At 65.2% G+C, this 24,325-nt stretch carries 31 protein-coding genes; 11 read left to right on the forward strand and 20 right to left on the reverse strand.

Annotated elements, in window-relative coordinates; translation table 11 throughout:
• The first annotated feature begins 145 nt into the window (after nt 1–145).
• The 4 genes from AC0YKC_RS06595 to AC0YKC_RS06610 are packed head-to-tail and all read left to right on the forward strand — an operon-like array spanning nt 146 to nt 1,452.
• On the forward strand, nt 146–634 hold the full coding sequence (locus tag AC0YKC_RS06595; protein WP_434722235.1) for a hypothetical protein: 489 nt from the start codon (nt 146–148) through the stop codon (nt 632–634).
• 18 nt (nt 635–652) lie between these two features.
• On the forward strand, nt 653–871 hold the full coding sequence (locus AC0YKC_RS06600) for a hypothetical protein (protein WP_488510542.1): 219 nt from the start codon (nt 653–655) through the stop codon (nt 869–871).
• 25 nt (nt 872–896) lie between these two features.
• Entirely contained in the window at nt 897–1,094 is a 198-nt protein-coding gene (locus tag AC0YKC_RS06605) for a hypothetical protein (RefSeq protein WP_434722233.1), read from the forward strand.
• A 40-nt stretch (nt 1,095–1,134) separates the two neighbouring features.
• Nucleotides 1,135–1,452 carry a plasmid stabilization protein gene (locus tag AC0YKC_RS06610; protein WP_135873952.1) on the forward strand — a complete coding sequence of 106 codons (318 nt, stop codon included), beginning with the start codon at nt 1,135–1,137 and terminating at the stop codon, nt 1,450–1,452.
• Nucleotides 1,453–1,490: 38 nt separating this feature from the next.
• Here AC0YKC_RS06610 and AC0YKC_RS06615 read toward each other — a convergent pair whose 3' ends face one another.
• Nucleotides 1,491–1,949 (reverse strand): Lrp/AsnC family transcriptional regulator, encoded by a 459-nt coding sequence (locus AC0YKC_RS06615; protein WP_320298395.1) that lies wholly within the window; start codon nt 1,947–1,949, stop codon nt 1,491–1,493.
• Between the two features lie 170 nt (nt 1,950–2,119).
• Between AC0YKC_RS06615 and AC0YKC_RS06620 the strand changes: the two genes are divergently transcribed.
• Entirely contained in the window at nt 2,120–2,863 is a 744-nt protein-coding gene (locus AC0YKC_RS06620; protein ID WP_320298396.1) for an AzlC family ABC transporter permease, read from the forward strand.
• Nucleotides 2,860–3,159 (forward strand): AzlD family protein, encoded by a 300-nt coding sequence (locus tag AC0YKC_RS06625; protein WP_488510543.1) that lies wholly within the window; start codon nt 2,860–2,862, stop codon nt 3,157–3,159. Before AC0YKC_RS06620 ends, AC0YKC_RS06625 begins: the two co-directional genes overlap by 4 nt.
• A gap of 6 nt (nt 3,160–3,165) precedes the next feature.
• Here AC0YKC_RS06625 and AC0YKC_RS06630 read toward each other — a convergent pair whose 3' ends face one another.
• From AC0YKC_RS06630 to AC0YKC_RS06660, 7 genes are all read right to left on the reverse strand, one after another.
• On the reverse strand, nt 3,166–3,669 hold the full coding sequence (locus AC0YKC_RS06630) for a hypothetical protein (RefSeq protein WP_488510544.1): 504 nt from the start codon (nt 3,667–3,669) through the stop codon (nt 3,166–3,168).
• A gap of 255 nt (nt 3,670–3,924) precedes the next feature.
• The gene (locus AC0YKC_RS06635) at nt 3,925–4,233 is read right to left on the reverse strand and encodes a hypothetical protein (RefSeq protein ID WP_488510545.1); all 309 of its coding nucleotides are present in this window, start codon (nt 4,231–4,233) and stop codon (nt 3,925–3,927) included.
• Between the two features lie 90 nt (nt 4,234–4,323).
• Nucleotides 4,324–6,441 carry an EAL domain-containing protein gene (locus AC0YKC_RS06640; protein ID WP_488510546.1) on the reverse strand — a complete coding sequence of 706 codons (2,118 nt, stop codon included), beginning with the start codon at nt 6,439–6,441 and terminating at the stop codon, nt 4,324–4,326.
• A gap of 276 nt (nt 6,442–6,717) precedes the next feature.
• Entirely contained in the window at nt 6,718–7,878 is a 1,161-nt protein-coding gene (locus tag AC0YKC_RS06645) for a M20 aminoacylase family protein (RefSeq protein ID WP_488510547.1), read from the reverse strand.
• A gap of 177 nt (nt 7,879–8,055) precedes the next feature.
• Complete coding sequence (locus tag AC0YKC_RS06650) at nt 8,056–9,252, reverse strand: diaminopropionate ammonia-lyase (protein WP_488510548.1); 1,197 nt, start codon at nt 9,250–9,252, stop codon at nt 8,056–8,058.
• 147 nt (nt 9,253–9,399) lie between these two features.
• Nucleotides 9,400–9,543, reverse strand: a complete 144-nt coding sequence (locus AC0YKC_RS06655; RefSeq protein WP_488510549.1) for a hypothetical protein — start codon at nt 9,541–9,543, stop codon at nt 9,400–9,402.
• On the reverse strand, nt 9,540–10,742 hold the full coding sequence (locus AC0YKC_RS06660; protein WP_488510550.1) for a diaminopropionate ammonia-lyase: 1,203 nt from the start codon (nt 10,740–10,742) through the stop codon (nt 9,540–9,542). The genes AC0YKC_RS06655 and AC0YKC_RS06660 overlap by 4 nt, the downstream gene beginning before the upstream one ends.
• A 102-nt stretch (nt 10,743–10,844) precedes the next feature.
• On the opposite strand from AC0YKC_RS06660, the gene AC0YKC_RS06665 reads away from it, so the two are divergent.
• Complete coding sequence (locus AC0YKC_RS06665) at nt 10,845–11,318, forward strand: Lrp/AsnC family transcriptional regulator (protein ID WP_320298404.1); 474 nt, start codon at nt 10,845–10,847, stop codon at nt 11,316–11,318.
• 81 nt (nt 11,319–11,399) lie between these two features.
• Here AC0YKC_RS06665 and AC0YKC_RS06670 read toward each other — a convergent pair whose 3' ends face one another.
• On the reverse strand, nt 11,400–11,900 hold the full coding sequence (locus AC0YKC_RS06670; RefSeq protein WP_488510570.1) for a hypothetical protein: 501 nt from the start codon (nt 11,898–11,900) through the stop codon (nt 11,400–11,402).
• A gap of 151 nt (nt 11,901–12,051) precedes the next feature.
• Complete coding sequence (locus tag AC0YKC_RS06675) at nt 12,052–12,378, reverse strand: DUF1330 domain-containing protein (protein ID WP_320298406.1); 327 nt, start codon at nt 12,376–12,378, stop codon at nt 12,052–12,054.
• A gap of 176 nt (nt 12,379–12,554) precedes the next feature.
• Here AC0YKC_RS06675 and AC0YKC_RS06680 point away from each other — a divergent pair, with 176 nt between their 5' ends.
• A complete protein-coding gene (locus tag AC0YKC_RS06680) occupies nt 12,555–13,247 on the forward strand; it encodes a winged helix-turn-helix transcriptional regulator (RefSeq protein WP_434722225.1) in 693 nt (230 codons plus the stop codon).
• Nucleotides 13,248–13,275: 28 nt separating this feature from the next.
• Here the strand turns inward: AC0YKC_RS06680 and AC0YKC_RS06685 are convergent, their stop codons facing one another.
• The 7 genes from AC0YKC_RS06685 to AC0YKC_RS06715 all read right to left on the reverse strand — a co-directional run bounded on the left by AC0YKC_RS06685 (nt 13,276) and on the right by AC0YKC_RS06715 (nt 19,467).
• Nucleotides 13,276–14,259, reverse strand: coding sequence for a branched-chain amino acid ABC transporter permease (locus tag AC0YKC_RS06685; RefSeq protein WP_488510551.1), 984 nt, complete (start codon nt 14,257–14,259; stop codon nt 13,276–13,278).
• A gap of 1 nt (nt 14,260) precedes the next feature.
• Complete coding sequence (locus tag AC0YKC_RS06690; protein ID WP_320298409.1) at nt 14,261–15,148, reverse strand: branched-chain amino acid ABC transporter permease; 888 nt, start codon at nt 15,146–15,148, stop codon at nt 14,261–14,263.
• A 7-nt stretch (nt 15,149–15,155) separates the two neighbouring features.
• A complete protein-coding gene (locus tag AC0YKC_RS06695) occupies nt 15,156–15,860 on the reverse strand; it encodes an ABC transporter ATP-binding protein (RefSeq protein WP_488510552.1) in 705 nt (234 codons plus the stop codon).
• Nucleotides 15,853–16,668, reverse strand: coding sequence for an ABC transporter ATP-binding protein (locus AC0YKC_RS06700; protein WP_488510553.1), 816 nt, complete (start codon nt 16,666–16,668; stop codon nt 15,853–15,855). Before AC0YKC_RS06700 ends, AC0YKC_RS06695 begins: the two co-directional genes overlap by 8 nt.
• A complete protein-coding gene (locus tag AC0YKC_RS06705) occupies nt 16,665–17,873 on the reverse strand; it encodes an ABC transporter substrate-binding protein (RefSeq protein WP_488510554.1) in 1,209 nt (402 codons plus the stop codon). The genes AC0YKC_RS06700 and AC0YKC_RS06705 overlap by 4 nt, the downstream gene beginning before the upstream one ends.
• A gap of 224 nt (nt 17,874–18,097) precedes the next feature.
• Nucleotides 18,098–18,727 carry an NADPH-dependent F420 reductase gene (locus AC0YKC_RS06710; protein WP_488510555.1) on the reverse strand — a complete coding sequence of 210 codons (630 nt, stop codon included), beginning with the start codon at nt 18,725–18,727 and terminating at the stop codon, nt 18,098–18,100.
• Nucleotides 18,728–18,759: 32 nt separating this feature from the next.
• The gene (locus AC0YKC_RS06715) at nt 18,760–19,467 is read right to left on the reverse strand and encodes an SDR family NAD(P)-dependent oxidoreductase (protein WP_488510556.1); all 708 of its coding nucleotides are present in this window, start codon (nt 19,465–19,467) and stop codon (nt 18,760–18,762) included.
• 354 nt (nt 19,468–19,821) lie between these two features.
• Between AC0YKC_RS06715 and AC0YKC_RS06720 the strand changes: the two genes are divergently transcribed.
• Nucleotides 19,822–20,163, forward strand: a complete 342-nt coding sequence (locus tag AC0YKC_RS06720) for a hypothetical protein (protein WP_434722218.1) — start codon at nt 19,822–19,824, stop codon at nt 20,161–20,163.
• Between the two features lie 165 nt (nt 20,164–20,328).
• Here AC0YKC_RS06720 and AC0YKC_RS06725 read toward each other — a convergent pair whose 3' ends face one another.
• Nucleotides 20,329–20,928, reverse strand: coding sequence for a YdeI/OmpD-associated family protein (locus tag AC0YKC_RS06725; protein WP_320298416.1), 600 nt, complete (start codon nt 20,926–20,928; stop codon nt 20,329–20,331).
• 176 nt (nt 20,929–21,104) lie between these two features.
• On the opposite strand from AC0YKC_RS06725, the gene AC0YKC_RS06730 reads away from it, so the two are divergent.
• Together AC0YKC_RS06730 and AC0YKC_RS06735 are read left to right on the forward strand one after the other, a co-directional pair.
• Nucleotides 21,105–21,449, forward strand: a complete 345-nt coding sequence (locus AC0YKC_RS06730; protein ID WP_434722217.1) for a VOC family protein — start codon at nt 21,105–21,107, stop codon at nt 21,447–21,449.
• A gap of 94 nt (nt 21,450–21,543) precedes the next feature.
• Nucleotides 21,544–22,272, forward strand: coding sequence for an SDR family oxidoreductase (locus AC0YKC_RS06735; RefSeq protein WP_488510557.1), 729 nt, complete (start codon nt 21,544–21,546; stop codon nt 22,270–22,272).
• Here AC0YKC_RS06735 and AC0YKC_RS06740 read toward each other — a convergent pair.
• Together AC0YKC_RS06740 and AC0YKC_RS06745 are read right to left on the reverse strand one after the other, a co-directional pair.
• Entirely contained in the window at nt 22,223–23,176 is a 954-nt protein-coding gene (locus AC0YKC_RS06740; RefSeq protein WP_488510558.1) for a LysR family transcriptional regulator, read from the reverse strand. The two genes, AC0YKC_RS06735 and AC0YKC_RS06740, sit on opposite strands and share 50 nt — an antisense overlap.
• A gap of 13 nt (nt 23,177–23,189) precedes the next feature.
• Nucleotides 23,190–24,092: a S1C family serine protease gene (locus tag AC0YKC_RS06745; RefSeq protein WP_320298420.1), complete on the reverse strand. Its 903-nt coding sequence runs from the start codon at nt 24,090–24,092 to the stop codon at nt 23,190–23,192.
• Nucleotides 24,093–24,325 lie beyond the last annotated feature (233 nt).

Consider the following 24,325-nt stretch of genomic DNA (forward strand, 5'->3'; position numbering starts at 1 on the left):
CAAAATGGCGTTCGTGTGCTTCACGGACGCCGTTTCACTTGCTCCACATTCGCCTTCCGATGGAACCTCTTCCCTGCCCTCCAGTTCCCCTAACGGCCGCCGCTGACGGCAGAGGCCGCAGGCAGGACGTTCCATGGAGGCACCAATGTCCCTGCATACGCTCCATCCCGAACGGGTCGACGAGACCCGCATGCAAGCTTATTCAACCTTCGGCCCGTTGCTGGTCCATGCGCTGGCTCAGAAACTGGCACGTTGCCAGGGCATACGCGAATTGGACAAACTCGAGCAGTCGCTCCTGCGGCTGATCGAGGAGACCGACGTCGCCGCGCCGCAGGCCGAGGCGATGAAAGAATTCGCTGTCGAGCTCGTCGTCTCGACGCTGCGCAATGTCCGCGAGCATCCCGATGCCAAGCACGATCTGGAGGAGATCGACGAACGGCGCACCGAAGGCCGGTCGGAGAATCCAGATACGTTGGAAGAGCAGTTGCAGTCCGGGCTGGAGGACAGCTTTCCGGCAAGCGATCCGCCGGCTGTGGTCTCGACCGCGATCACCGGCGGGGCGAAGGAGATTGTCGGCACCGACGAGGTGCTGCGCCGCAAGAAGGAAGCACGCCGCAGGCAGCCGGCAAGTTGAAACCGAAGGAGGCCTGCGATGACCCGGACCAACGAGAACATCCCGCATCGCCCCGGCGCCGCCCACGCGCCGCGGACGAGCAATCTGCCGACCAAAGGGGGTGACGATCCCGATGTGCGCTTCCTGGCGGAGAACACCGATCTGTCGCCAAAGCAGGCGCGCGAACTGATACGCGAGCACGGGCATGACCGCGCCAAGCTGCTCGAGATCGCACGAACCATGAAGGCGGAGGGCTGAACACCGTCCGGAAAGCGAGGCAAAGATGAGCAATGCACCGAAACAGGGACCAGCCGGGACTTCCGATCAATGGCCGCGCTGGGAAGGCCCGAAGGCCAACAAGCCGCGCGGCTACCTCCCGGCCGAGGACGACCCTGACGAGAATCGCGACGCGGCCGGCGAGAACAACAAGGACCCGGAACGCTCCGATCTTGGCGACGTCGCCAAGAAGAAGGGTAATTGACCCTGTTACCGAATTCACTCAGCGCACAAGGAGAAGAAAAATGCCACGTGGCGACAAATCGAAATACACCGACAAGCAGGAACGCAAGGCCGACCATATCGCCGAGGGCTATGAGAAGCGCGGCGTATCGGAGAAGGAAGCCGAGCGGCGCGCCTGGGCGACCGTCAACAAGGATGACGCCGGCGGCAAGAAGGAAGGCGGCTCGGGCCGCGGCAAGCACACCGGCAATCCCGCCGCGCACAAGGGCGGCAGGATGGGCGGAAAGGCCTCGGGCGAGCGCTCCGCGGCCGAACGTTCGGCTTCGGCCAAGAAGGCGGCGGCGACGCGCAAACGGAACGAGAGCCACGCGCATCATTGAGGACTTCCCTTCTCCCCCAAGGGGACAACGGAAGAATCCTACAGCGGCATCTCCGACGTCTGCTTGATCGTCTGGCTGGGCACATCCGTCTTGACGTTCTGGACGCCCTTGATGCGGCTCAGATGCTCGGACTGGAAGCGGCGGTAATCATCGATGCCGGCGGCGACGATCCGCACCATGGCGTCGCAGTCGCCCAGCATCAGATAGCACTCCATCACTTCGGGGAATTTCGCCACCTCGGCGGCGAAGTGCTCGATCGTGTCCTCGTCCTGCTGCTTCAGCCAGATGCGGGTGAAGAAGGTCTGGCCGCGGCCGATCCTGGCCGGATTAAGGACCGCTACATAGCGATCGATGACGCCGGCCTCCTCCAACAGCTTGACGCGGCGCAGGCAGGGCGACGGCGAAAGGCCCACTTCCCGAGCAAGATCATTGTTGGCCATGCGACCGTCGCGCTGCAAGGCGCGCAGGATGCGCTTGTCGATCTCATCCAGCTTCATGGCGTAAAATTCCAGCTCTCTGTCTGAATACGCTATCCAATGCCAAATATTTGCAGAAATGGCGCATCTTCGCAACCCAATTGCCAAGCGTTTCGGCTATGGTCCGGTGACCGACAACCCCACAACCGACCGGGAGAACGGCGGCCGCGAGGCCAGCCGAAGGCAAAATCATGAGCATTTCCGAGATCGCCCTCGCCGGGGAGCAAACCAGCAACGGCCGCGGCGCCGAGTTCAGGCGCGGGCTTGCCGCCTCGACGCCAGTGCTGCTCGGCATCATCCCCTATGCGCTGGTGCTTGGCGCGCAAGCCGCGCAGAAAGGCCTCAGCGTGGTCGAGGTGCCGCTGATGACCGGGCTCAACTTCGCCGGAGGCTCGGAGTTCGCCGCCATCCAGCTGTGGACCTCGCCGCCGCATATCCTGCTGATCGCCGCCATCACCTTCCTGGTCAACAGCCGGCATTTGCTTATGGGCGCGGCACTTGCGCCGTTCGTCAAGCACCTGCCGAAACGCCAGGTGTTTCCGGCGCTGTTCCTGATGTGCGACGAGAGCTGGGCCGTGGGCCTGGCCGATGCACAGCGCCGCGCCGCCGTCGGCCTGCGGCCAGCCTTCAGCCTGCCTTTCTATCTGGGCGCCGGCCTGCCCTTCTATCTCGCCTGGGTGGTGTTCACGACCTGCGGCGCAGCGCTCGGCCCGGTGCTTGGCGATGTCGAGGCATACGGTTTCGCGATGGCCTTCCCGGCCGTCTTCCTGGTGCTGCTTCGCGGCATGTGGAAGGGTTTTGCCGCGGCGCGGCCCTGGCTCGTCAGCCTGGTGGTGGCGGCGCTCACCTATCTCGTCGTGCCTGGCGCCTGGTATGTGGCGGCCGGCGCGTTGTCCGGCCTGGTGGCCGCCTGGTTCCTGGCAGGTGAAAAATGATCGATCCGATGACCGTGCTTGCGATCCTGGCGATGGCCGGCGTGACCTATCTCACCCGCATCGGCGGCTATGTGGTGTTGAGGAACCGCACGCTCAGCACGCGAGCCACGGCGGTGATGGAGGCCGCGCCCGGCTGCGTGCTGATCTCGGTGATCGCGCCGGACTTCGTCTCGAAGAACCCAGCCGACCTCGCGGCGCTGGCCATAACCGTGCTTGCCGCGACGAGGCTGTCGATGCTGCCGACGGTGGTGGTCGGGGTGGCTTCGGCAGGCATGCTCAGGTGGGTGATGGGTTAGCTGTCCTCAGCCGCCGTAGAGCCCGAGCTCGTCCGGCTGGACCGAAGCAGCGTCGCCCTCGCCCTGTCGGCCCGCATGCTGCTTCAACGCGGCATCCAGACTTTCGTTGTCGCTGCCTCGCGGATCGCCTATCGCGCCGACGAGCGTATCGAGAGAAACGCCAAGCTGGTCCAGGCCAAGCTGTCTCTCGATTTCGGCAATCGCCGATGGAGATTGCGGTTTCAACGCTTCGACGGCGTTCTTAACCGCCGCCCCATAGGAAGACACGGTCTCGTAGTCGGTCTGATCGACGCCGAACTCCTTGCCCGCGCGCTCCATCAGCCGCACCTTGACGGCCGTGATGTTGAGGCTGTCGACGCTGAACATGGATGCCGAGACCGCGGATTTGGCCTGCGTTAGCGGTGAGGCTACTGGGCTGGGGGCGATGCCGATGATCGCCGCTTTGGGGCTCGGTGACAGGCGTTGCCGCAGCAGGATCACAAGCGCGGTGCCGTTGAGCGTCGAGGACATTGCCGGGTCTCGCAGGCGCCCGTCCGTCATGGATCGGACGCCGGACAATCGAGCCAAGACGTCATGTCCGAGCAGAGCGTTTCACAGGCAGTAAGCCCAGATGTCCTAAGAGTTCGATAGAACGATGGTTCACCTTTTAACGATGAGCCCGCGCTATCCTTGTCTTGACGCAACTCCGACGGAAGGCTGCCAGTCGCCGAGCCTGTCCGCTCACACTTTTCCTGGAATTGCCTTGTTTTGGCTCAACCCCGAGACTCAGTCGCCGCCGCCATCGTGGCCGCCGCTGTCCCCGCCGCCGTCGTGGCCACCACTGTCGCCACCGCCATCCTGGTCGCCTTCATGCGAGCCGGAAGTGGCGCCGTCACCCTTGTCCCCGGCCTGGTCGTTCTCGGCGGCCTCGTGGTCGTCACCGACGCTGGATGTATTGACCTGATCGTCATCACCGTCGGCCGTCGACGCCGCCGTCAGACCGCCGCCATTGTCCGAGCCCGCATGGGATGGCTGCGTGGCGAGGATGCCGAGCAGGCCGACTGCAGTTGCCGCAAGCAAGGGAAGGGTTTTCATCCAGGCGCTCCGATTCGTTTTGTGGCTCGGATCATCATCCGTAGCGGATTACGGCGCCCTTAAATGAGTATTCGCAATTTTAGCAACTGCTTATTTTATGCCCAACCTGGCATGCGGCCGTTTCGGCGACGCAACCCCGCTTACGGCTCTCGCCACGATCCCCTCCAACGGCTCCGGGCGGTGCAGGAAATAGCCCTGGCCATAGGCGACGCCCATGCCTATGAGGATTTCCAGCGCGTTTTTCTCCTCGACCTTCTCGGCCACCACGGCAGCGCCCATCGAGCGGGCGATGCCGGTGATCGCCGAGACGATCTCGCGGTCGAAGCGGCTTTCGGCGATGTGCTCGACGAAGGAGCCGTCGATCTTGATGGCATCGATGGGAAAGCGCCTGAGATATTCGAACGAACTCATGCCGGCGCCGAAATCGTCGAGGCTGACGCGGCAATGGCGCTCGCGCGCCCTGCGCACGAATTCGGCCGCTGCGTCGAAATTGGTGACGGCGGCGGTTTCGGTGATCTCGAAGCCGACGGCCGACGGCGGCGCGCCGTTCTCGGCGATGGCCTCATCGACGAAATCCCAGAGCTGCGGATCCGAAAGCGTCTGCGCCGACAGGTTGAAGTCGAGCGAGATGGCGCCAGCGCGCATCGCCTCGCCGTGGCGCGTCAGCGCGGTGCGGATAATCCAGCGGTCGAGCCGGGCGGCAAGGCCGAAGCGTTCGGCGACCGGCATGAAATCGCCGGGCGGGATCATCTTGCCGTTGCGGGCCTCGAGCCTGGCCAGCACCTCGACGTGGCGGCTGTCTTCCCATGGCTGGCCGAGGCGGTGGATCTCCTGGCCGAACAGCTTCAGCCTGCCATCCTCCATCGCATCCACCAGATCGGCGGCCAGCCGCGCGGCATTGAGGCCGCTGGCGCCCGACGTCGTTTCCGGCGAGAACACCGCGAAGCGGTCGCGGCCACCGGCCTTGGCGGCGTAGCAGGCATCGTCGGCGCAGGCGAGCGCGTCGGCCACGCTCATATTGCGGTCGCGCACGAAGGCGATGCCGATGCTGGCGGCAAGCCTGCGCGACGTGACGGCCGGGCCGAGGTCGGCGTTGCGCACCGCGGCAAGCACCGCGCGGGCAAGCTGCTCGGCACAGGCGTCGTTGCAGTTCGGCACCAGCAGCGCGAATTCGTCGCCGCCGAGGCGCGCCGCATGCGCCGACGCCGGCAAGCAGGCGAGGATGCCCGCCGCGACGCTCTTCAGCGCGAGGTCGCCGGCGGCATGGCCGGCATAGTCGTTGAGCGCCTTGAAGTAGTCGAGGTCGACATAGAACACGGCAAGCGGGAGGCGCTCGGTCATGGCGATGTTCTCGGCAAGCAGCCGGTCGAAGGCCGAACGGTTGAGCAGCCCCGTCAGCGCGTCGTGACGCGCGGCGAAGGCAAGCTCCTCGGCGCGCGTCTTCTCCTCGGTGATGTCGCGCACGGTGCCCAGCACCTGGCCGGCCGCGCCGACATCGGCGACGAAGCGCACCAACGATTCGAGATGGCGGACCTCGCCGTCGCGCCGGATGATGCGGTATTGCGAGGCCAGGACATCGTTGGAGCCAGGCGCGATCTGATGGGCGCGCTCGGTGGCTTCCTTATCGTCCGGATGAAGATAGGTGTGCCACAGCTCGGCTGACACCTCGTCCTTGTCGGCAACGAGGCCGAATATCTCGCGGCTGCGCGCGTCCCAATAGCTCTTTTTGGTGCCGATATCGTGGTGCCAGATGCCGGTGCCGCTGGCGGCGAGCGCCAGGCGGAAACGGATATTAACCTGCTCGAGCGCCGCCTCGGCCTCTTTCTGCCGAGTGATGTCGGTCTGCACGCCCATCAGCCTGAGCGGTTTGCCGTCGGTGTCGCGCTCGACAATGCCGCCGCGGTCGAGCACCCAGACCCAATGGCCGTCCTTGTGGCGCAGGCGCAGCTCGGTCTCGATGGAATCGACGATGCCCGCAATGTGCCGGTCGCCGCTTTCCTGCGCGCGCTGGCAATCGTCGGGATGGGTAAGCTTCAGCCAGAGATCGGGCGTGTTGGCTAGTTCGCCCGCTTCATAGCCCAGCATCTTCGACCAGGTCGGCGAATAATAGCAATCGCCGGTCGACAGATTCCAGTCCCAGAGGCCCAGATGAGCGCGGTCAAGCGCCAGCGCCCAGAACGTGCCGTTGCGTTTATTGTCGTCCGCCATTCTCTGTTCTTGCCGTCCTGCCACGGCAATACTGCATGAAAGCAGAGAAGAAAGGGTTACCGGGGGTGGAGTTGCGATGAGGTATCAAGCAAGGCGGAAACGGCGAACCCCGCGTTTGTCATTCTAGGGCGGAGCAAGGAGCGAAGCGACGCGCGCAGACCCTAGAATTCATGCCGTTACCTAGGAGCGTTGCGGCGGAGCAGAAGTTCTGAACCACTGCATTCTTCGGCGGCCGTCACGGGATGAATCCTCGGGTCAAGCCCGAGGATGACGACATCACGAGGCCACCGCCAGCCTTCGCCTCACCAGCGCCGCGTGATACCGCGCGCCGTGCAGCAGGCCTTCGTCGTTGAAATCATAGGCCGGGTTGTGCAGCGGCGCGGTGCCGCCGTTGCCCATGAAGACGAAGCAACCGGGCACGTGGGCCAGGAAGCGGGCGAAATCCTCCGAAGCGGTCATGGGCTCAGCCGCGACGCGAACAGCGTCGTCGGCCAGCACCGTGCGCGCGGCGGCAAGCGCTTCATCGACAAGGCCTACATCATTGATCAACGGCACGAACTCGCGGGTGTAAGCGACTTCGGCCGCGACGTTATAGGCCTGCGCCGTGCCCTCGGCGATGCGGCGCATCTCCTTTTCGATCGCGGCGCTCACCTCGGGCCGGAAACTGCGGCAATCGCCCAGGATACGCGCCAGCCCCGGCAGCGCATTACGGATCCCGTCGGTGACGAGCTCGGTCACCGAGACGACGCCGATATCGGCGGGGCTCAGACGGCGCGAGACGATGGTCTGCAGGTTGACCACCAGCGCGCAGGCGGCGACCAGCGTTTCCTGGCCGGCATGCGGGCGCGCCGCGTGGCCGCCGAGGCCTTTCAGCAGTATCTCGAAATTGTCCTCGGCCGACATGACCGGGCCGCTGCGGGTCTCGAAATGGCCGATGGGCAGGCCCGGCATGTTATGCAGTCCAAATATCTCCTCGAATGGAAAGCGCTCGAGCAGGCCGTCGTCCAGCATGGCCAGCGCGCCCCTGCCCCATTCCTCGGCCGGCTGGAAGATGAAGCGCACCGTGCCGTCGAAGCCGCCTTCACTCGCAAGCAGCTTTGCCGCGCCGAGCAGCATCGATGTGTGGCCATCATGGCCGCAGGCATGCATGGTTCCGGGCGTTTTCGAGCGCCAGGCCTGCGTGCCCTGCTCGGCGATGCGCAGCGCATCCATGTCGGCGCGCAGCGCGATGGCGCGGTTGCCGCTGCCCCGGGTCAGCGTGCCGACGACGCCGGTGCCCCCGACGCCTTCGGCCACCTCCAGCCCGAACGCGCGGAGTTTTTCCGCCACGAACGCCGCCGTGCGCTTTTCCTCGAAGCCGAACTCGGGATGGGCGTGGAGATCGCGCCGCCACGCCGTCATCTCGCGGTGAAGCTCTTGCTGGTCGAGTTCAGCCATCGTCGTCCTCACGTTCCTTTTCTCGACGCAATTCCGGACGGGCGCTACGGCGAAGGGCGGAGCCTTACCCGCTAAATGCTTCTTCCTGGAACTGCTGTTTTCTTGACGCAATTCCGGACGGAAGGCTACGGCGAAGGCGCCGAGCTTAACCGCTACGCACTTTTCCTGGAATTGCTCTCAGGCAGTCTGCAGGAACACCTCTTCCGGCGCCATCCCGACCAGCTCGGCAAAGCGGCCATGGTCGGTCGCGCCCTCCGAGTTGATGACGAGCACGCGCGAACGCGTATCGAGGCCGAGCGCCGCCCGCATATGGCTATCGCCCGCGGCGCGGACCAGTCCGGCGAGTCCTGCCCCGCCGCTCTCGCCGGAGATGATGGCCGGATCGTTGCCCAGGGGCCGCGCCAGCCGCTTCATCACCGCGATCGCGTCCTCCTCTTCCACCGTCATGAAGGCATCGCCGACGCGCGCCAGCACGCGCCAGGCGACCAAGGACGGCTCGGCGCATTCGAGCATCGTCATGACGGTCGGCTGCTGATTTGCGATCGCTGCCGGACGTCCGGCCTCAGCCGAAGCGTAGACGCAAGCCGAGCGCCGCGGCTCGACCACCACGGCCTTCGGCCGCCTGGAGCCAAGCATGACAGCCATATGGCCGGCGATCGCCGCCGCGAAGCCGCCGACGCCAGCCTGCAGGAAGACATGCGTTGGTGGCTCGGCCATGCGCCGCAACGTCTCGCGCACGATCACCGTGTAGCCTTGCATGACCAGTCCGGGGACGCGCTCATAGCCCAGCCAGGACGTGTTGGAGACGATCTTCCAGCCGCGCTCGGCGCCGAGGCGGGCGACTTCGCGCACCGCATGGTCATAACCGCCTTCGACCTCGACAATCTCGGCGCCGAAGCGGGCGATGGCCGCGACACGCTCGGGGCTTACGCCGGCATGGACGAAGATCACCGAGCGAGCGCCGACGAGGCTGGCGCCCTGCGCCACGGAGCGGCCATGGTTGCCGTCGGTGGCGCAGACGAAGATCATGCTCGACGCAATCTCGCGCACTCTGGCGTCGTTTATCTCGCTGATATCCACATCGCGCCCGAGCCATTTGCCGGCCTCCTCCAGCACCAGCCGCATGACGGCATAGGCGCCGCCCAGCGCCTTGAAGCTGCCAAGGCCAAGACGACGGCCTTCATCCTTGACATGAAGCGCCGCGATGCCGAGCTCATTGGCCAGCGCCGGCAAGGCGTGCAGCGGTGTTTCCGCATGGTTGTCGCGCGCCTTGAGATAATGCTCGGCCCGCTCGCCGCCAGCCACGCCGAGGGCCTCTGCATCGGCGGCAACCAACGGCTGGTTGTGTTCTGGACGTTGGTTGAGAAGCAGCATGCTAGTCTTCCTGCTAGGCACTGAATTCTGTCGGCGGGCGCGATTCCGGCGCGATTCCGCGCGCTTTAATTGGCTAAGTGATTGAAGTTTGTTTCGATTGGATGTCGCCGAATGTTCGCTTCGAAGGGACCGATACAGCCAACATGACTATTTTTGGTGGTATTTGGCCCGGCGGCACCGTGCCGTCGACGCCCAAAAGCGGACCAGTCGCCCCTGAGCGTCGCGGCCGACTCCGCCGAGCTCCTCGATGCGGCCTAGAAGCCGGTCGGCGTTGATCGTCAGATTGCTCATGCCGGCAGCCTTGCGTTTGCGACCTCGTCCGGCGCCATCCCGACCAGCTCGGCATAGCGGCCGGGATCGGTCGCGCCTTCGGAGTTGATGATGAGCACGCGGGAGCTGGAGTCGAGGCCGAGCGCTGTCCGGATCTTCTTGTCTCCGGCGGCGCGGATCAGCCCGGCTAGCCCTGCCCCGCCGCTTTCGCCGGAGACGATCGCCGGGTCGTTGCCCGCAGGCCGCGCCAGCCGGTTCATCACCGAAACCGCATCTTCCTCGTCAACGGTCATGAAGGCATCGCCGAGGCGCGACAGCACCCGCCAGGCGACCAGCGACGGCTCGTAGCATTCGAGCATCGCCATCACCGTCGGCTTGCTGTGCGCGATGGTGACCGGACGTCCGGCCTTGGCCGTCTCATAGACGCAGGCAGCGCGAGCCGGCTCGACCACTGTCACGGTCGGCCGATCCTCGCCAAGCACGATGGCGAGATGCCCGGCCACCGCCGCGGCGAAGCCGCCGACGCCGGCCTGCAGGAAGACGTGGGTGGGCGGCTCGGGCAGACGCTTCAATGCTTCGCGCACGATCACCGTGTAGCCCTGCATGACCAGCCCCGGTATGCGTTCGTAGCCCGGCCAGGACGTGTCGGAGACGACGGTCCAGCCGCGCTCGGCGGCGACGCGGGCGGCTTCCCTGACCGACTGGTCGTAGTCGCCGGCGACGCGCACCATTTCGGCGCCGAAGCGGGCGATGGCCGCCACGCGTTCGTTGCTGACGCCCGAATGGACGAAGATGACCGAACGCGCGCCGACAAGACCGGCGCCCTGCGCCACGGAGCGTCCATGATTGCCGTCGGTCGCGCAGGCGAACGTCATGCCGGCGGCAATCGCGTTGACCTCGGGGTTATGCAGTTCCGCGACATCGACGGAACGGCCGAGCCGCTTGCCGGCCTCCTCCAGCACCAGATGCATCACGGCATAGGCGCCGCCCAGCGCCTTGAAGCTGCCGAGGCCGAGCCGCTTGCCCTCGTCCTTGAGGTGGAGCGCGCCGATGCCGAGTTCGCCCGCCAGCGCCGGCAGGGCATGCAGCGGCGTCTCGGCATGGTTGTCGCGCGCGGCCAGGAAGCGCTCGGCCTCGTCGGCGCCGGCGAGCCCAAGCGTCGCGGCATCCTCGGGCGTCAGCGGCTGGCCATGGTCCGGGTGGCGGTTGAGCAGGAACATGGCTTTCTCCGTTCTGATCACTGAAATTTATTGCAAGCAGAGAGAGAAGAGCGCTCTGTTTTGGTGCTTGAAATGCAATTTTGTTTCGTCTGGAACGCTGCCATGTCCGTTTCGCCCGATCTCGACGCCTTCGACCGCGCCATCCTCGCCATCCTGCAAAAGGACAACGCCACGCCGCAGCGCGCCATCGGCGAGGTGGTGAACCTCTCGGCGCCGGCCGTGCAGCGGCGCATCAAGCGCATGGAGGAGACCGGCGTCATTCGCGCCAATGTCGCGCTGGTCGATCCGGCCAAGGTCGGCCATCCGATCACCATCTTCGTCGAGGTGGAGGTGGAGAGCGAGCGCGCCGAGCTGATCGACGCCGCCAAGCGCGGCTTCGCGCAAGTGCCGGAAGTGCAGCAGTGCTACTACGTCACCGGCGAGGCCGATTTCATCCTCGTCGTCACCGTGGCGACGATGGCCGATTACGAGGCGCTGACAAGGCGGCTGTTCTTCGAGAACAACAATGTGAAACGGTTCCGGACGTTCGTGGCGATGGACCGGGTGAAGGTAGGGCTGGAAGTGCCGGTGGAGTGAGATAGGGCCGCGTTGGAGCTGCCGATCTCCCCCGAGTGAGGGAGATCGGCTGTCGTCTTGGCTTTCGCCAATCTCCAACGTCTACTGGGTCGGCGACGCCGCGTGTTCGCACGACACTTTCGGGTTCATGTCGGCGAAGGTGCCGGTCGGGTTGCCTTTCCAGGCCCAGACATGCAGTTCGTAGAACTCGCCCAGACCGTAGCGGTTGGGCGCGCTGTTGAAGTTGAACAGCTGGCCGTCGAGCGACGCGGGACCCTTCGAGGTGATGTATTCGACCGCCACCAGCTTCAGCGTGCCGTCGGCCGTCGGCTCGTACATGACCGCTTCCGGACGGGCGATATCAATCTTGTCGTCCTTCAGATACTGGCCGTTGACATAGTGGATGCCCATGGCGCCGCCGGTGATGCCGCTGGCGCAAGGAATAGGCGCATAGCCCTCGGCCGTAGCGGCCTTGACGTCGAGAAACCGGCTGTTGGCCGCACGCACCTTGTCGGCCAGCGGGCTGACGCCGGACACGGACGCAGCCGCGTCCTGATGCGCCTGCGCGAAGGCCGTACAGGCCGTCAGCACGGCCGCTGCCATGAGAAGTCTGTTGCAAAAGTGTGGTGTCATGTTCATTCCATTCTTCCTGAAAAAGCCCGGCTGCCCGGCCGCCGAAAATATGGCGGCGCGACGGGCAAGCGCCGTGGCTGTTTGTGCTCGATGATCCCGGATTGGATGCGGCGGCTGCCGATCATCCCTTGGGCAGGTACGAAATCGTGCCGGCCAGGTCGGTGTTGTCGATCAGCTGGAAGCGGCTGTCGCTGCCACCCTGGCGGGCCGACACGAAGGGGGCGTAGGCGGGATCATTGGTGAAGGCGTGCGCCGCCGCTTCCGACGGGAAGGCCATCAGCGCGATCAGCGTCGTGTCGAGCGGCTTGCCCTCGAGCGTCTTCACATTGCCGCTGCGCGCCAGATATCTGCCGCCGTGCTTGTGAACGAGCTCGTGCACGGTGGCGGCGTAGTCCGGTATCCATTTCGGGTCCTTCACCTTGATGTCGGCGATAAGATAAGCGGTCATGGTCAGTCTCCTGGTTGCTGCGCACAGGGGTATCCCGTGCGTCGGCCAAACGGCTCGCACGGCAGGGCCCGCGCCAACCAGTCCGCGATCTGTACCGGGCCGGTACAGTTTCTGTACTCGCCGCTTCATTCATGAAGGTCTAATGTTCGGCCCGGCTTCGAGGGAGAGAACCGATCATGGCCCAGCACGGATACAAGCAGTTCTGCCCGCTATCGATGGCCGCCGAGGTGCTGTGCACCCGTTGGACGATGGTGCTGATGCGCGAGCTGGTTGCGGGCTCGACCCGCTTCAACGACCTGCGCCGCGGCGTGCCGAAAATGTCGCCGACCCTTCTGTCGCAACGGCTGAAGGAGCTCGAGCTGGCGGGGATCGTGGAACGCAAAGAAGTGCCCGGCGAGAAAGGCATCTTCGACTATCGGCTGACCGAGGCGGGCCGCGATTTGCGCCCAGTGGTCGAGGCGATGGGCTTTTGGGGACAGAAATGGGTCGAGTCCCGGCTATCGCTGAAGAACCTCGATCCGTCGTTGCTGATGTGGGACATGCGGCGCAATCTGAACCCCTCGCCGCTGCCCGAGGGAAGAACCGTGATACAATTTCTGTATCAGGATCTCCCGGCGTCGAAACGCTCGTGGTGGCTGATCGTCGAGAAGCATGGCGAAGTCGATCTGTGCTGGTACGATCCGGGCTTCGAGGTCGATCTCTACGTCTCGACCGACCTCCACACGATGACCGCAATCTGGATGGGACTGCTGACCGTCGAGAAGGCCGGCGCGAAAGTCGCCCTGACCGGCGACAAGGCCATCGGCAGGAAGATGCAGACCTGGCTCGGGCTCAGCCCGTTCGCGGTCGAACCCAAGCGGGCGGCCTAATTCCAGGCGCCAGTTGATAGCTCACAGATCAATGCTTGTCGCCGCCGGCTTCGGCGCGCCCCAACCACCGCGCATAAATCTCCCCGACGATCCCGCGCCGGAAGATCAGCACGCAGATCATGAAAATCAGGCCTGTCGCGATCGTCACGGGAAAGCCGGAGGTGGCAAGCGTATTCTCCAGGCCGACCACCAGTCCCGCGCCCACCGCCGGGCCGACCATGGTGCCGATGCCGCCAAGCAGCGTCATCAGGATCACCTCGCCCGACATCTGCCAGGTGACGTCGGTGAGCGTGGCGAACTGGAAGACGATTGCCTTGGTGGCACCGGCAAGGCCAGCGAGCGCGGCCGACATGACGAAGGCGGCGAGCTTATAGCGGCCGACGGAATAGCCGAGCGAAATGGCGCGGTTCTCGTTCTCTCTTATTGAGCGCAGGATCGTGCCGAAGGGCGAGTTGACGATGCGCCAGATGGCGAAGACGCCGATAAGGAAGACGGCAAGCACGAAGAAATACATGTTCATGGTGACGCCGAGGTCGACCAGTCCGAAGAGCGTTCCTCGCGCAACGCCCTGGATGCCGTCCTCGCCTTCGGTGAAGGGCGCCTGGACACAGAAGAAATAAAACATCTGAGCCAGCGCCAGCGTGATCATCGAGAAATAGATGCCCTGCCGTCGGATGGCGAGGAAACCCATGACAAGGCCCATGGCCGCGGCCCCCGCGGTGCCGAGCAGGATGGCGGCCTCCGGCGGCCAGCCCCAGGCTTTCACGGCGTAGGCGCAGAAATAGGCCGCGCCGCCGAAGAAGGCGGCATGGCCAAAGGACAGCAGGCCGGTGTAGCCGAGCAAGAGGTTGAAGGCGCAGGCGAACAGTGCGAAGCACAGCATCTTCATGATGAAGATCGGATAGACGAAGAAGGGCGCGACGATCAGCGCCACGATGCCCAGCGCGATCAGCGCCCGTTCCAGCCTGAGGGAGGCAGCGGCGCGGTCCTGGTGCAGGGTCGCCTCGCTCATCTCAGGCATCCCTTCCGAACAGGCCGGCGGGCCTGAGCAGCAATACGATCACCATGATGACGAAGACGACGAGGTTCGACGCTTCGGGATAGAAAACCTTGGTCAGCCCCTCGGCGAGGCCGAGCATGTAGCCTGTGACGATGGCGCCGAGGATCGATCCCATGCCGCCGACCACGACGACGGCGAAGACGACAATGATCAGGTCCGAGCCCATCAGCGGACTGACCTGGTAGACCGGAGCGGCAAGAATGCCGGCGAGCCCCGCAAGGGCCGCGCCCAGCCCGTAGGTGAGCGTCAAGAGCAGCGGCACGTTGACGCCGAAGGCCTGAACCAGTTCAGGGTTCTCGGTGGCGGCGCGCAGGTATGAGCCGAGCCTGGTCTTCTCGATCAAAAGCCAGGTGCCGATGCACACGATCAGCGAGGCGACCACCACCCAGCCGCGATAATTGGGCAGGAACATGAAGCCGAGATTGGTGCCGCCGGCAAGCAGCGAAGGCACGGCATAGGGATTGCCCGAGACGCCGTAATAATAGCGGAACACGCCTTCGATCACCAAGGCGAGGCCGAAGGTGAAGAGCAAGCCGTAAAGCGGGTCGAGGCGGTAGAGCCGCGACAGCGCCACGCGCTCCACCGCCATGCCGAACAGGCCGACGATAAGCGGCACCAGGATCAGCGCCGGCCAGTAGCCGATACCGAGATGCACTAGCAGCAGATAGCCGATGAAGGCGCCCAGCATGTAGAGCGCGCCATGGGCGAAATTGATGATGCGCAGGAGGCCGAAGATGACGGCCAGCCCAAGGCTTAGCATGGCGTAGAAGGAGCCGTTGATGAGGCCGACGAGGAGCTGGCCGAGAAGCGCCTGGATGGGGATGCCGAAGATCATGGTCATGGCGCGATCATACCCCCAGCACCTCGTGCAATTTCTCGGTGTGCGCCGCAAGCTCGCCCACCGGGAAACCTTCCACCACCCTGCCGTGGTCCATCAGGTAGAAGCGGTCGGCGATGCGGGCGGCGAAGCGGAAATTCTGCTCGACCAGCAGGATGGTCATGCCGCGCTTCTTCAGTGTCGCCAACAATTCCCCGATGCGCTGCACGATGACCGGCGCCAGACCCTCGGTCGGCTCGTCGAGCAAAAGCATCTCGACGCCGGTCCTCAAGATGCGCGCGATGGCCAGCATCTGCTGCTCGCCGCCGGACAGTTTTGTCCCCTGGCTGTTGCGACGCTCCTTCAGATTGGGGAAGAGCTCGAAGATCTCCTCGACGCTCATGCCGCCCTTGGCGACCACCGGCGGCAGGATCAGGTTCTCGTCGACGGTGAGGGTCGCGAAGATGCCGCGCTCCTCGGGCACGAAGCCGATGCCCTGATGCGCGACGCGGTGCAGCGGCAGGCGGATCAGGTCCTTGCCGTTGAAGGTAACGGAGCCGGTACGCTTGCGGATCAGCCCCATGATGGCGCGCAGCGTCGTCGTCTTGCCGACGCCGTTGCGGCCAAGCAGCGTAACGGTCTCGCCGCGCATGACATCGAAATCGACGCCGTGCAGTGCATGGCCTTCGCCGTACCAGGCGTGGAGGTCGCGCACGGCAAGCAGCGGCTCACTCATGCTCGGTCCCCCCATGCTCGGTGCCCATGTAAGCGACCCTCACGCGCTCGTCCTGGCTGACGGTGGCGTAGTCGCCGGCGGCGAGCACCTGGCCGCGCTGCATGACGGTGATCCAGTCGCAGAGATCGGCGACCACCGTGAGGTTGTGCTCGACCATCAGCACGGCGCGGTCTTTTGCCAGCGAGCGGATGATGCCGGAGATCATGCCGACATCCTCATGCCCCATGCCTGCCATCGGCTCGTCGAGCAGAAGCACTTTTGGATCGAGCGCCAGCGTGGTCGCGATCTCCAGCACACGCTTCCTGCCATAGGAGAGATCGCCGGCAAGTCGGTTCGCCGCATCGTCGAGGCCGACGATGCGGAGCAGCTCGCGCGCCCTGGGGGTCAACCGATCCAGCGCCGAGACCGGGCGCCAGAACTGGTAGCCGAGCCCGGCCGGGCGCTGCAGCGCGACGCGCACGTTGTCGAGCACGGAAAGATGCGGGAAGATCGCCGATATCTGGAAGGAGCGCACCAGGCCCATGCGCGCCACTTTCGCCGGCGGCGTGCGGGTGATGTCGGTGCCGAGCAGTTCGATCCTGCCGCTGGTCGGCTGCAGGAATTTGGTCAACAGGTTGAAGATGGTCGTCTTGCCGGCGCCGTTCGGGCCGATCAGCGCATGGATCTTGGCGTGATGAATGTCGAGGTCGACATCCTTCACTGCGACGAAGCCGGCGAAGTCGCGCCTCAAACCGCGGGCGGAAAGCACCACCCGCGGCGTCTCATCGGCGCTGTCCGGCCGGACAGCGGTGGCGGTGTCGAGCGTCACTTGGTGACGAGCGGGCAGCCGCTGTCTTCGGCCTTCATGAAGGCCTTGTCGCCCGGAATGGTCGCCAGATAGGTGTAGTAGTCCCAGTCCTTCTTCGATTCTTCCGGCTTCTTGACCTGATAGAGATACATGTCGTGCACCATCGAGCCGTCGGCCTGCACCTTGCCGTTGGCGGTGAAGACGTCGTTGACCGGCATTTCATGCAGCTCCTTGGCGACCGCCTCGGTCTCGTCGGTGCCGGCCTTGTCGATGACCTTGAGATACTGCGTCACCGCCGAATAGGTGCCGGCCTGGATCATGTTCGGCATGCGGTTGGTGCGCTTGAAGAAGCGCTGGGCGAATTCGCGGCTCTTGTCGTCACGGTCCCAGTAGAAGCCTTCGGTCAGCACCACGCCCTGCGCCGCCTGGAGGCCCAGCCCATGCACTTCGGCGAGCGTGAAGAGAAGTGCCGCCAGCCGCTGGCCGCCCGCGACGATGCCGAATTCGGCCGCCTGCTTGATCGAATTGGACGTGTCGAGGCCGGCATTGGCAAGCCCGACGATCTTGGCACCGGAGGACTGCGCCTGGAGCAGGAAGGAGGAATAGTCGGTGGAGCCGAGCGGATAGCGCACCTCGCCCAGCACCTTGCCGCCGCTTGCCTCGACGAGCTTGGCGGTCTGGTCCTTCAGCGAATAGCCGAAAGCATAGTCGACGGTGATGAAATACCAGCTGTCGCCGCCCTGCTTGACCAGCTCGCCGCCGGTGCCGACGGCCTGCGAGTGCGTGTCATAGGCCCAGTGGAAGCCGTAGGGCGAGCACTGCTTGCCGGTGAGGTCGGTGGAGGCCGCGCCGGTGACGATGTCGATCTTCTTCTTTTCCTTGGAAATGCCCTGGACGGCCAAGGCCACGGAGGACGTCGTGAGCTCCATGATCGCGTCGACCTGCTCGGTGTCATACCACTGGCGGGCGATGTTGGAGGCGATATCGGCTTTGTTCTGGTGGTCGGCGCTGACGATCTCGATCGGCGCGCCCTGCACCTTGCCGCCGAAATCCTCGACCGCCATCTTGGCGGCCTCGACCGACCATTTGCCGCCGAAATCGGCATAGACGCCCGACTGGTCGTTGAGGATGCCGATCTTGACCTTGCCGTCGGAGATTTCGCCGGCCGCCGCCGGCATTGCAGATGCCGCAAGGAGCGCGGCCGAGACGAGATAGGATGCTTTCACTGGTGGTTCCTCCCATATGGCAACCACGGAAACGCGGCTGCCTCTTGATGGTTCAACAGTTCCGTCCGGTATCCGTGGAAAATCCGGGCTCGCGCCCCGCTCGCTCTCCTCTGCCGATCACGCCGCAGCCCTGGCCGCGCGAAACCTAGCATCACATTTCACGGGCCTGGAATGCTATTTTCGTAGCATGGCGCAGGTCACGGCAGCGTGATCTTCCGGCAGCCTCAACCGAGGCCAAGCGCCGCCGCCACCTCTCGGCCGCTCATGTTGCTGTCGAAGACCTTGGTGCCGGGATCGAAGCGCTTGGCTTCAGACAGCGGACCGACGACGACCGGGTCGAAGCCGGCGTCTGTCACCAGACGCTCCGCGAGCGCCAGCGCTTCGGCATCGTCGCCGGCAAGCGGGATGCCGATGCGGTCACCGGCGCGATGCGCCTGGTTGCCCAGCGTCGTCCACATCACCGTCGAGAAGGCGCGCACCAGTTTTGCGCGTGGCAGCAGCGGCGCGACGGCAAAGGCGACGCCATCAGGCCGCGCGAGCGCGGCATCGCCGAAGGCGCCGTCGCGCGGCGGATCGGGAACCGTGGCGTCGAGCAGGACCTTGTCGCCGAGCTCGCCCGCGATTTCGCCGGCAATGTCCGGCCAGGCGCGGAACGGGATGGCGGCGAGAACCGCATCCGCCCCATGCACGGCTTCGAGCGCAGAGGCGGCGCTGGCCTTGCCGCCAAGCCCGGCAATCAGCGAGGCCAGCCGCGCGGGATGACGCACGCCGAAGGTCACGTCATGTCCGGCTTGCGCCCAAAGGCGACCGACGGTGCCGCCGATCATGCCGGCGCCAAGGATTCCGATCTTCATGTTCGCCTCCTTCGAATTCGTTGAGCGGCCGCTCACCACGGCAGCCGCTTGCCATCGCGGAAAAAGCCGCCGGTCGGGCCGTCGTCGGGCAAGGTCGCGGCCCAGACGATGCCGGCGGCTCCCTGCGCGACCGGGCGTCCGCCGGGGCCGCCCATGTCGGTGGCAACCCAGCCGGGGCAGATCGAGTTGACCAGCACGCCGGCGCCACGCAGCTCCGCGGCCAGGATGCGGGTCAGCGCGTTCAGTGTCGCCTTGCTGGTGGAATAGGCCGGCGCGCCGGCGCCCATCGAGGCAAGCGAGCCGCCCTCCGATGAGACGTTGACCAGGCGGCCGCGACCAGAAGCGGCAAGCAGCGGCGCGAAGGCGGCCGCGACGCGCCAGGCGCCGAAGACATTGGTCTCGAAGGCCTCGCGGATCACCGTCCAGTCGGGCCTGAGCGCGCGCGCCGAAGGGTCGTAATGGATCGCGGCATTGTTGACCAAAATGTCGAGCCGACCGAATCGGCGTTCGACCTCGGCCGCGGCGCGGGCCGCAGCCTCGGGCGCGGCGACATCCAGCGCGATGGCCTCGACCTTGCCGCCAAGCCGCTTCGCCGCCGCCTCGCCCTTGGCGAGATCGCGCACGCCGATCAGCACGATGAGGCCAAGCTCCGCGAGCTGACGCGCCGTCTCCAGGCCGATGCCACGGTTGCCGCCGGTGACAAGCGCCACCTTGCCGGAATGATTTGTGTGGCTGGTCATTGCTCTTGCTCCTTCGGTTCTTTGTACCGCCTGAAAGATCGCATCGATTGCACTGTTTGATTAGAGTGAAGGGTCTGCAATCATTATGCGGCATGGCTCATGAGTGACGATCCTGAACGAGCTGGAAACGCGCTCGCCGCGGCAGAGGTGTAACCGCGCTGCCCTTCGCCGGTCGCCACGCGGCCACCCGCGCCCATTCCAGGAGCGAGGGCCTCGCCAGACACGATCCAGAAACAAGATTCAACAGTCGGGAAAAACTCGCGAAAAGTCGGGCTGTCATAAGCGGTACCGGAGCAGCCGATGATTTGCGGCGCGCGACACGAAGACATCGTTCTCAACCAAGGAATGCCGATTATGAAAAAGACCATTCTTTCCGCACTCGGCCTTGCCGTCGCGCTCGCTTTCGCGGTGCCGGCGCTCGGCACCACCGAAGCCAACGCCGCCGCGACGACCGCAGCGACAGCGACTGCTCCGGCCGCGACCACCGAAGCCGCGAAGCCGGCAGCGACCGAGGCCGCCAAGCCGGCCAGCAATGGCCCGCACAAGAAGCATCACCGCAAGCATCACCGTCATCATGCCCGCAAGCATCATCACGTGAAGAAGCACGCGAAGCATCATGCCAAGAAGCATCACGTGAAGAAGCACCACGTGCGCAAGCACCATGTGAAGAAGCATGTTGCGAAGAAGGCCGCATAAGGCCTGACGCTTTCCAACTTCATGACCGGATGATCCGGGACCGCTTTGCAAAGGGTTCAGGATCATCGCTTCCCGAAAACGCCGCCCTCCCTTCCGGGCGGCGTTTTTGTTTGCGGTGTCAATGAGGCATGATCTTTTCCGAAAACCGGCAACCACTTTTCGGGATCATGCCTTCTTCTGCGGGTGGATCGTCTCGCCGCGCTTCAGCATCGCCACCAGATCGGCGATCTTCTTCTTGCGCCCAGCCTCGGTCTTCATGTTGTGGGTGCGGAAGGCGAGCGAGAAGCGGTTCTGCGCCGAAAGTTTTTCCAGCATCGCTTTCGCCTTCGGTTCGGCATCGATCGCGGCCTGCAGGTCGGGCGGGATCGTCATCTGCCTCGACCCGCCATAGGCGCGGTCCCAGCGACCGTCGGCCTTGGCCGCCTCGACCTCGCGCAGGCCGTGCTCGGTCATGCGGCCCGCCTCGACCAGGCGCGCGACATTGTCGATGTTGATCTTGCTCCAGATGCTTTTCCTGCCGCGCGGCGTATAGCGCTGCAGGAAACTCTTGTCGTCGAGCGACTTGCGCACCGCGTCGATCCAGCCGAAGCAGAGCACGACGTCGATCGCCTCCTTCGGTGTGATCGAGGCGAGACCGGAACCAACCTTGTGAACCTTGATCCAGACCTCGCTTTCGCCGGCATGGTTGTCGGAGAGCCACGCATAGAAGCTTTCGGCATCGGGGAACTCGCGCACTTTTGCTGGATCGACTTTGATGGGGGCCATCGTCACCTCGTTTTGCTTCCAGACAGTCTGGACGATTCCTCGCGTTTTGTAGCCGCCACTGTTGCCAGCTCCTGTCAGCAGACGGCTAAAAGCGACCGATAAGTACTGTCCGGCCGGAACGCGCCGGCTCGGCGCCGCGTTCCTGCCTCATCGCAGTCGAACGGAGGATGAGTTCGATGGGTATCGAAACAATCTTCGCCCATGTCAGTTGTTCAAATCTCGAAGCCAGCACGCGATGGTACGAGAAGCTGTTCGGCAAGGCCCCTGCCCGCCGGCCAATGGCAGGGCTGGTCGAATGGCAGTTCACCGACAGCGCGGAAGTGCAGCTCTTCGAAGACAAGGACAGAGCCGGCACCAGCACGCTGACCATTGGCGTCCTGCCGCTGGAGCCCGAACGCAAGCGGCTGGCCGATGCAGGCCTCAAGCCCGGCCCAGTCGAGGATGCGAAGGATTTCTACATCATGCGCATGCGCGATCCGGACGACAACCTCGTCGTCTTCGCCAGCGCCAGGCGGAACTGAGGGTGTCATCGGAGTCCCCGATAGGCCTATCGGTTTCTTCCGTTTCCGCTTGGAGCTTCCGGCTGCCACATGACCGTCCATGCAAAGGAAAGGCATGGACATGGACAAGCAAAAGATCCTGATCGTCGGCGGCAGCTCGGGCATGGGGCTGGCACTTGCCAGGCGCTGTCTCGATGAGGGCGCCGACGTCATCATCGGCGGGCGTGGCGAGGCGAAGCTGAACGCGGCGCGGGAAGAGCTCGGCCGACCTGCCACGCTCGAAACGGCGGTGGTCGATATCAGCCGCGAGGATGAGGTTGCGGCGTTGTTTCAGCGTATCGGGCAGCTCGATCATATCGTCAGCACGGCGGCCGATATCGAAGGCGCGTACCGCCTGTTGCCCGAGATCGAGCTTTCAGCCGCGCAGCGGGTCGTGGAAAGCAAGTTCTATGGGCCGCTGCTGCTTGCCAAGCACGGCGCGCCGAAGCTGCCGCCGACCGGCTCGCTCACCTTCGTCTCCGGTATCGCGGCCTATCGGCCGGCGGCGCGCGGTTCGGTGGTCGCCGCCGTCAACGCGGCGCTGGAAGGGCTGGTGCGGGCACTGGCCGTGGAGCTCGCGCCGATCCGCGTCAACGCCGTCTCGCCAGGCTGGGTCGACACGCCGATCTGGGAGTTCGTCGCCGGCGACAGGAAGGCTGAGACCCTGTCCGCCATGGCGGAGCGGTTGCCCGCGGGGCGGGTCGGAAGGCCCGACGACATTGCCGACGCGATCGGTTTCCTGATCGGCAATGGCTTTACGACGGGGGAGACGCTGCATGTCGAGGGCGGGCACCGGCTGGTGTGACCAGGGCGAAGCCCTCCCCTATGGCGGTGAGCAGCGCCTTCAGCGCCGGCGGCTGGACGCGGCGGCGGCGCCAGATCATCACGATGTCGGCCGAGCGGACCGGGCCGGGCCAGGCAAGCTCGGCGACCTCGCCGCGATCGATCGCGGCGGCGACCGCAAGACGCGGCACCAGGCCAAAGCCTGCGCCGGCCGCCACAAGCCCGGCTATGGCGTCGATGCTGCCGGCTTCGGCGGCGAGGCTGGGCTTGCCGAGACCTGCTTCGGCAAATGCCCTGTCGACCATGGCGCGGTAGACGCAGCCTGTCTCGGTGGCGACGAAATGCTTTTCGGCCAGCGCCGCCAGATCGACGTCCGCCCGGTTGTCGCCGGGCGGCGCGATCAGCGCAAGCGGCTCGACCGCCACCACGCGCCTGGCCAGGCGCCGGTCCGGCGCGCTGGCGTCTTCAAGCTCGGGCGGTCGCTCGAAGCAGAAGGCGACGTCGACCTCGCCGTCGCCCAGCCGGCGCAGCAACTCGCCGCTGCCGGCCACCTTAAGCTTGATGTCGATGCCGGCATGCGCGGCGCGGAAACCGGCGAGCCAGCCGGCAAGTCTTGCCGAGGCGATCGTTCCCAGCGCGCCGATCGCCAGGCTGCCGGCCGCCTCGGCCCTCGTGGCATCGATGGCGGCGCGAGCGTCGTCGGCGAGCGCCAGCAAGTCCTCGGCATAGGGTTTCAGCGCCTCGCCCACCGGCGTCAGAGCGAGCCCCTGCCGCGAGCGGGTGAACAGGCTGGCGCCAAGCTCTGTCTCCAGCGCCTGGATCTGGTCGCTGACGCTCGACTGGGCGAGATTGACCTCCTGCGCCGCGCGCGTGACATTGCGCGTTCGCGCGACCGCCAGAAAAGTCTTCAGCAGCCTGGGATGCATCGGCGCTTCAGGGCTACTGCAGCTGCGGCTTCTTCAGGAAGGAATTGCGGTCGGCCGATTTGACGCGCAGCCAGGTCTCGCGGCCGTCGCGCACGACGCGCAGCGGAATTTCCGCGCCGGCCGGGTTCTGCCAGAGTTTTCTGTAGAAATCGGCCAGACCGTCGACCTCGCCATCGCGCACGTCGGAGATGATGTCGCCCTGGCGCAGCCCCGCCTTCGCCGCTGGACCGCCTTCGGCCACGCTCATCACCACCACCATGCCGTTCGACTCGGCCGAGAAGGCGCCGAGCCACGGACGCGGCGCCTTGGCCGCCTGGCCGCGTTTGATGAGATCGTCGAGGATCGGCGTCAGAAGATCGATGGGAACGACCATGTTGATGTCGGCCACCTCGCCGGCGCGGCTCATCTGCAGACGCAGCGAGCCGATGCCGAGCAGCTTGCCGTCGCGATCGAACAGCGCGGCCCCGCCCCAGGACGGATGCGCGGGCGTGATGAAGATCGCCTCGTCGATCAGATATTCCCAATAGCCGGCGAATTCCTGCTTGGTGACGATGTGGGCGTCGACCTGCTGGCCGATGCCGTCGGCGAGCGTCACCGCATCGCCGACATTGGCCTTTCTGGCGTTACCGAACTGCACAGCCGGGAGGTTGAGCGGCGACAGCGCCTGCACAAGGCCGAAGCCGGTTTCCTGGTCGTAGGCAAGCGCGTGCGCCGCCACCACGCGGCCGTCCTGGTCGGTCAGCCACACTTCCTCGGCCTCGGTGATGAGATAGCCGATGGTGAGCACCAGGCCATTGTCGCGGATCACCACGCCGCTGCCTTCGCGGCGCGTGCCGAGCGCATTGGCGGTGAAAGCGTCGTCCGGAACCATGGCGCGCACGGCAACGACGGAGCGCGAAATTTTCTCGATCGTCATCGATCCATCCTGGATTGCGGGTCTCTATCTATAAGTATGGCCGAAGGAGCGCGACGCAAGGGCTTCTTCCCCTTCTCCCCTTGTGGGCTAGCGTGCGCACACATTTGCGTTGTGCGGGTTAGTTGGGATTTGCAAGAGCGAAGCCCTCGGCGATGGCATGGAAACGTTTGAGGCCGTTGCTGAAGGTGACCGGGCCTGGCGGCCGCTCTTTGGCGTAGCCGTTCCATCCTCCG

This window comes from Mesorhizobium sp. CNPSo 4661 (assembly GCF_057784215.1).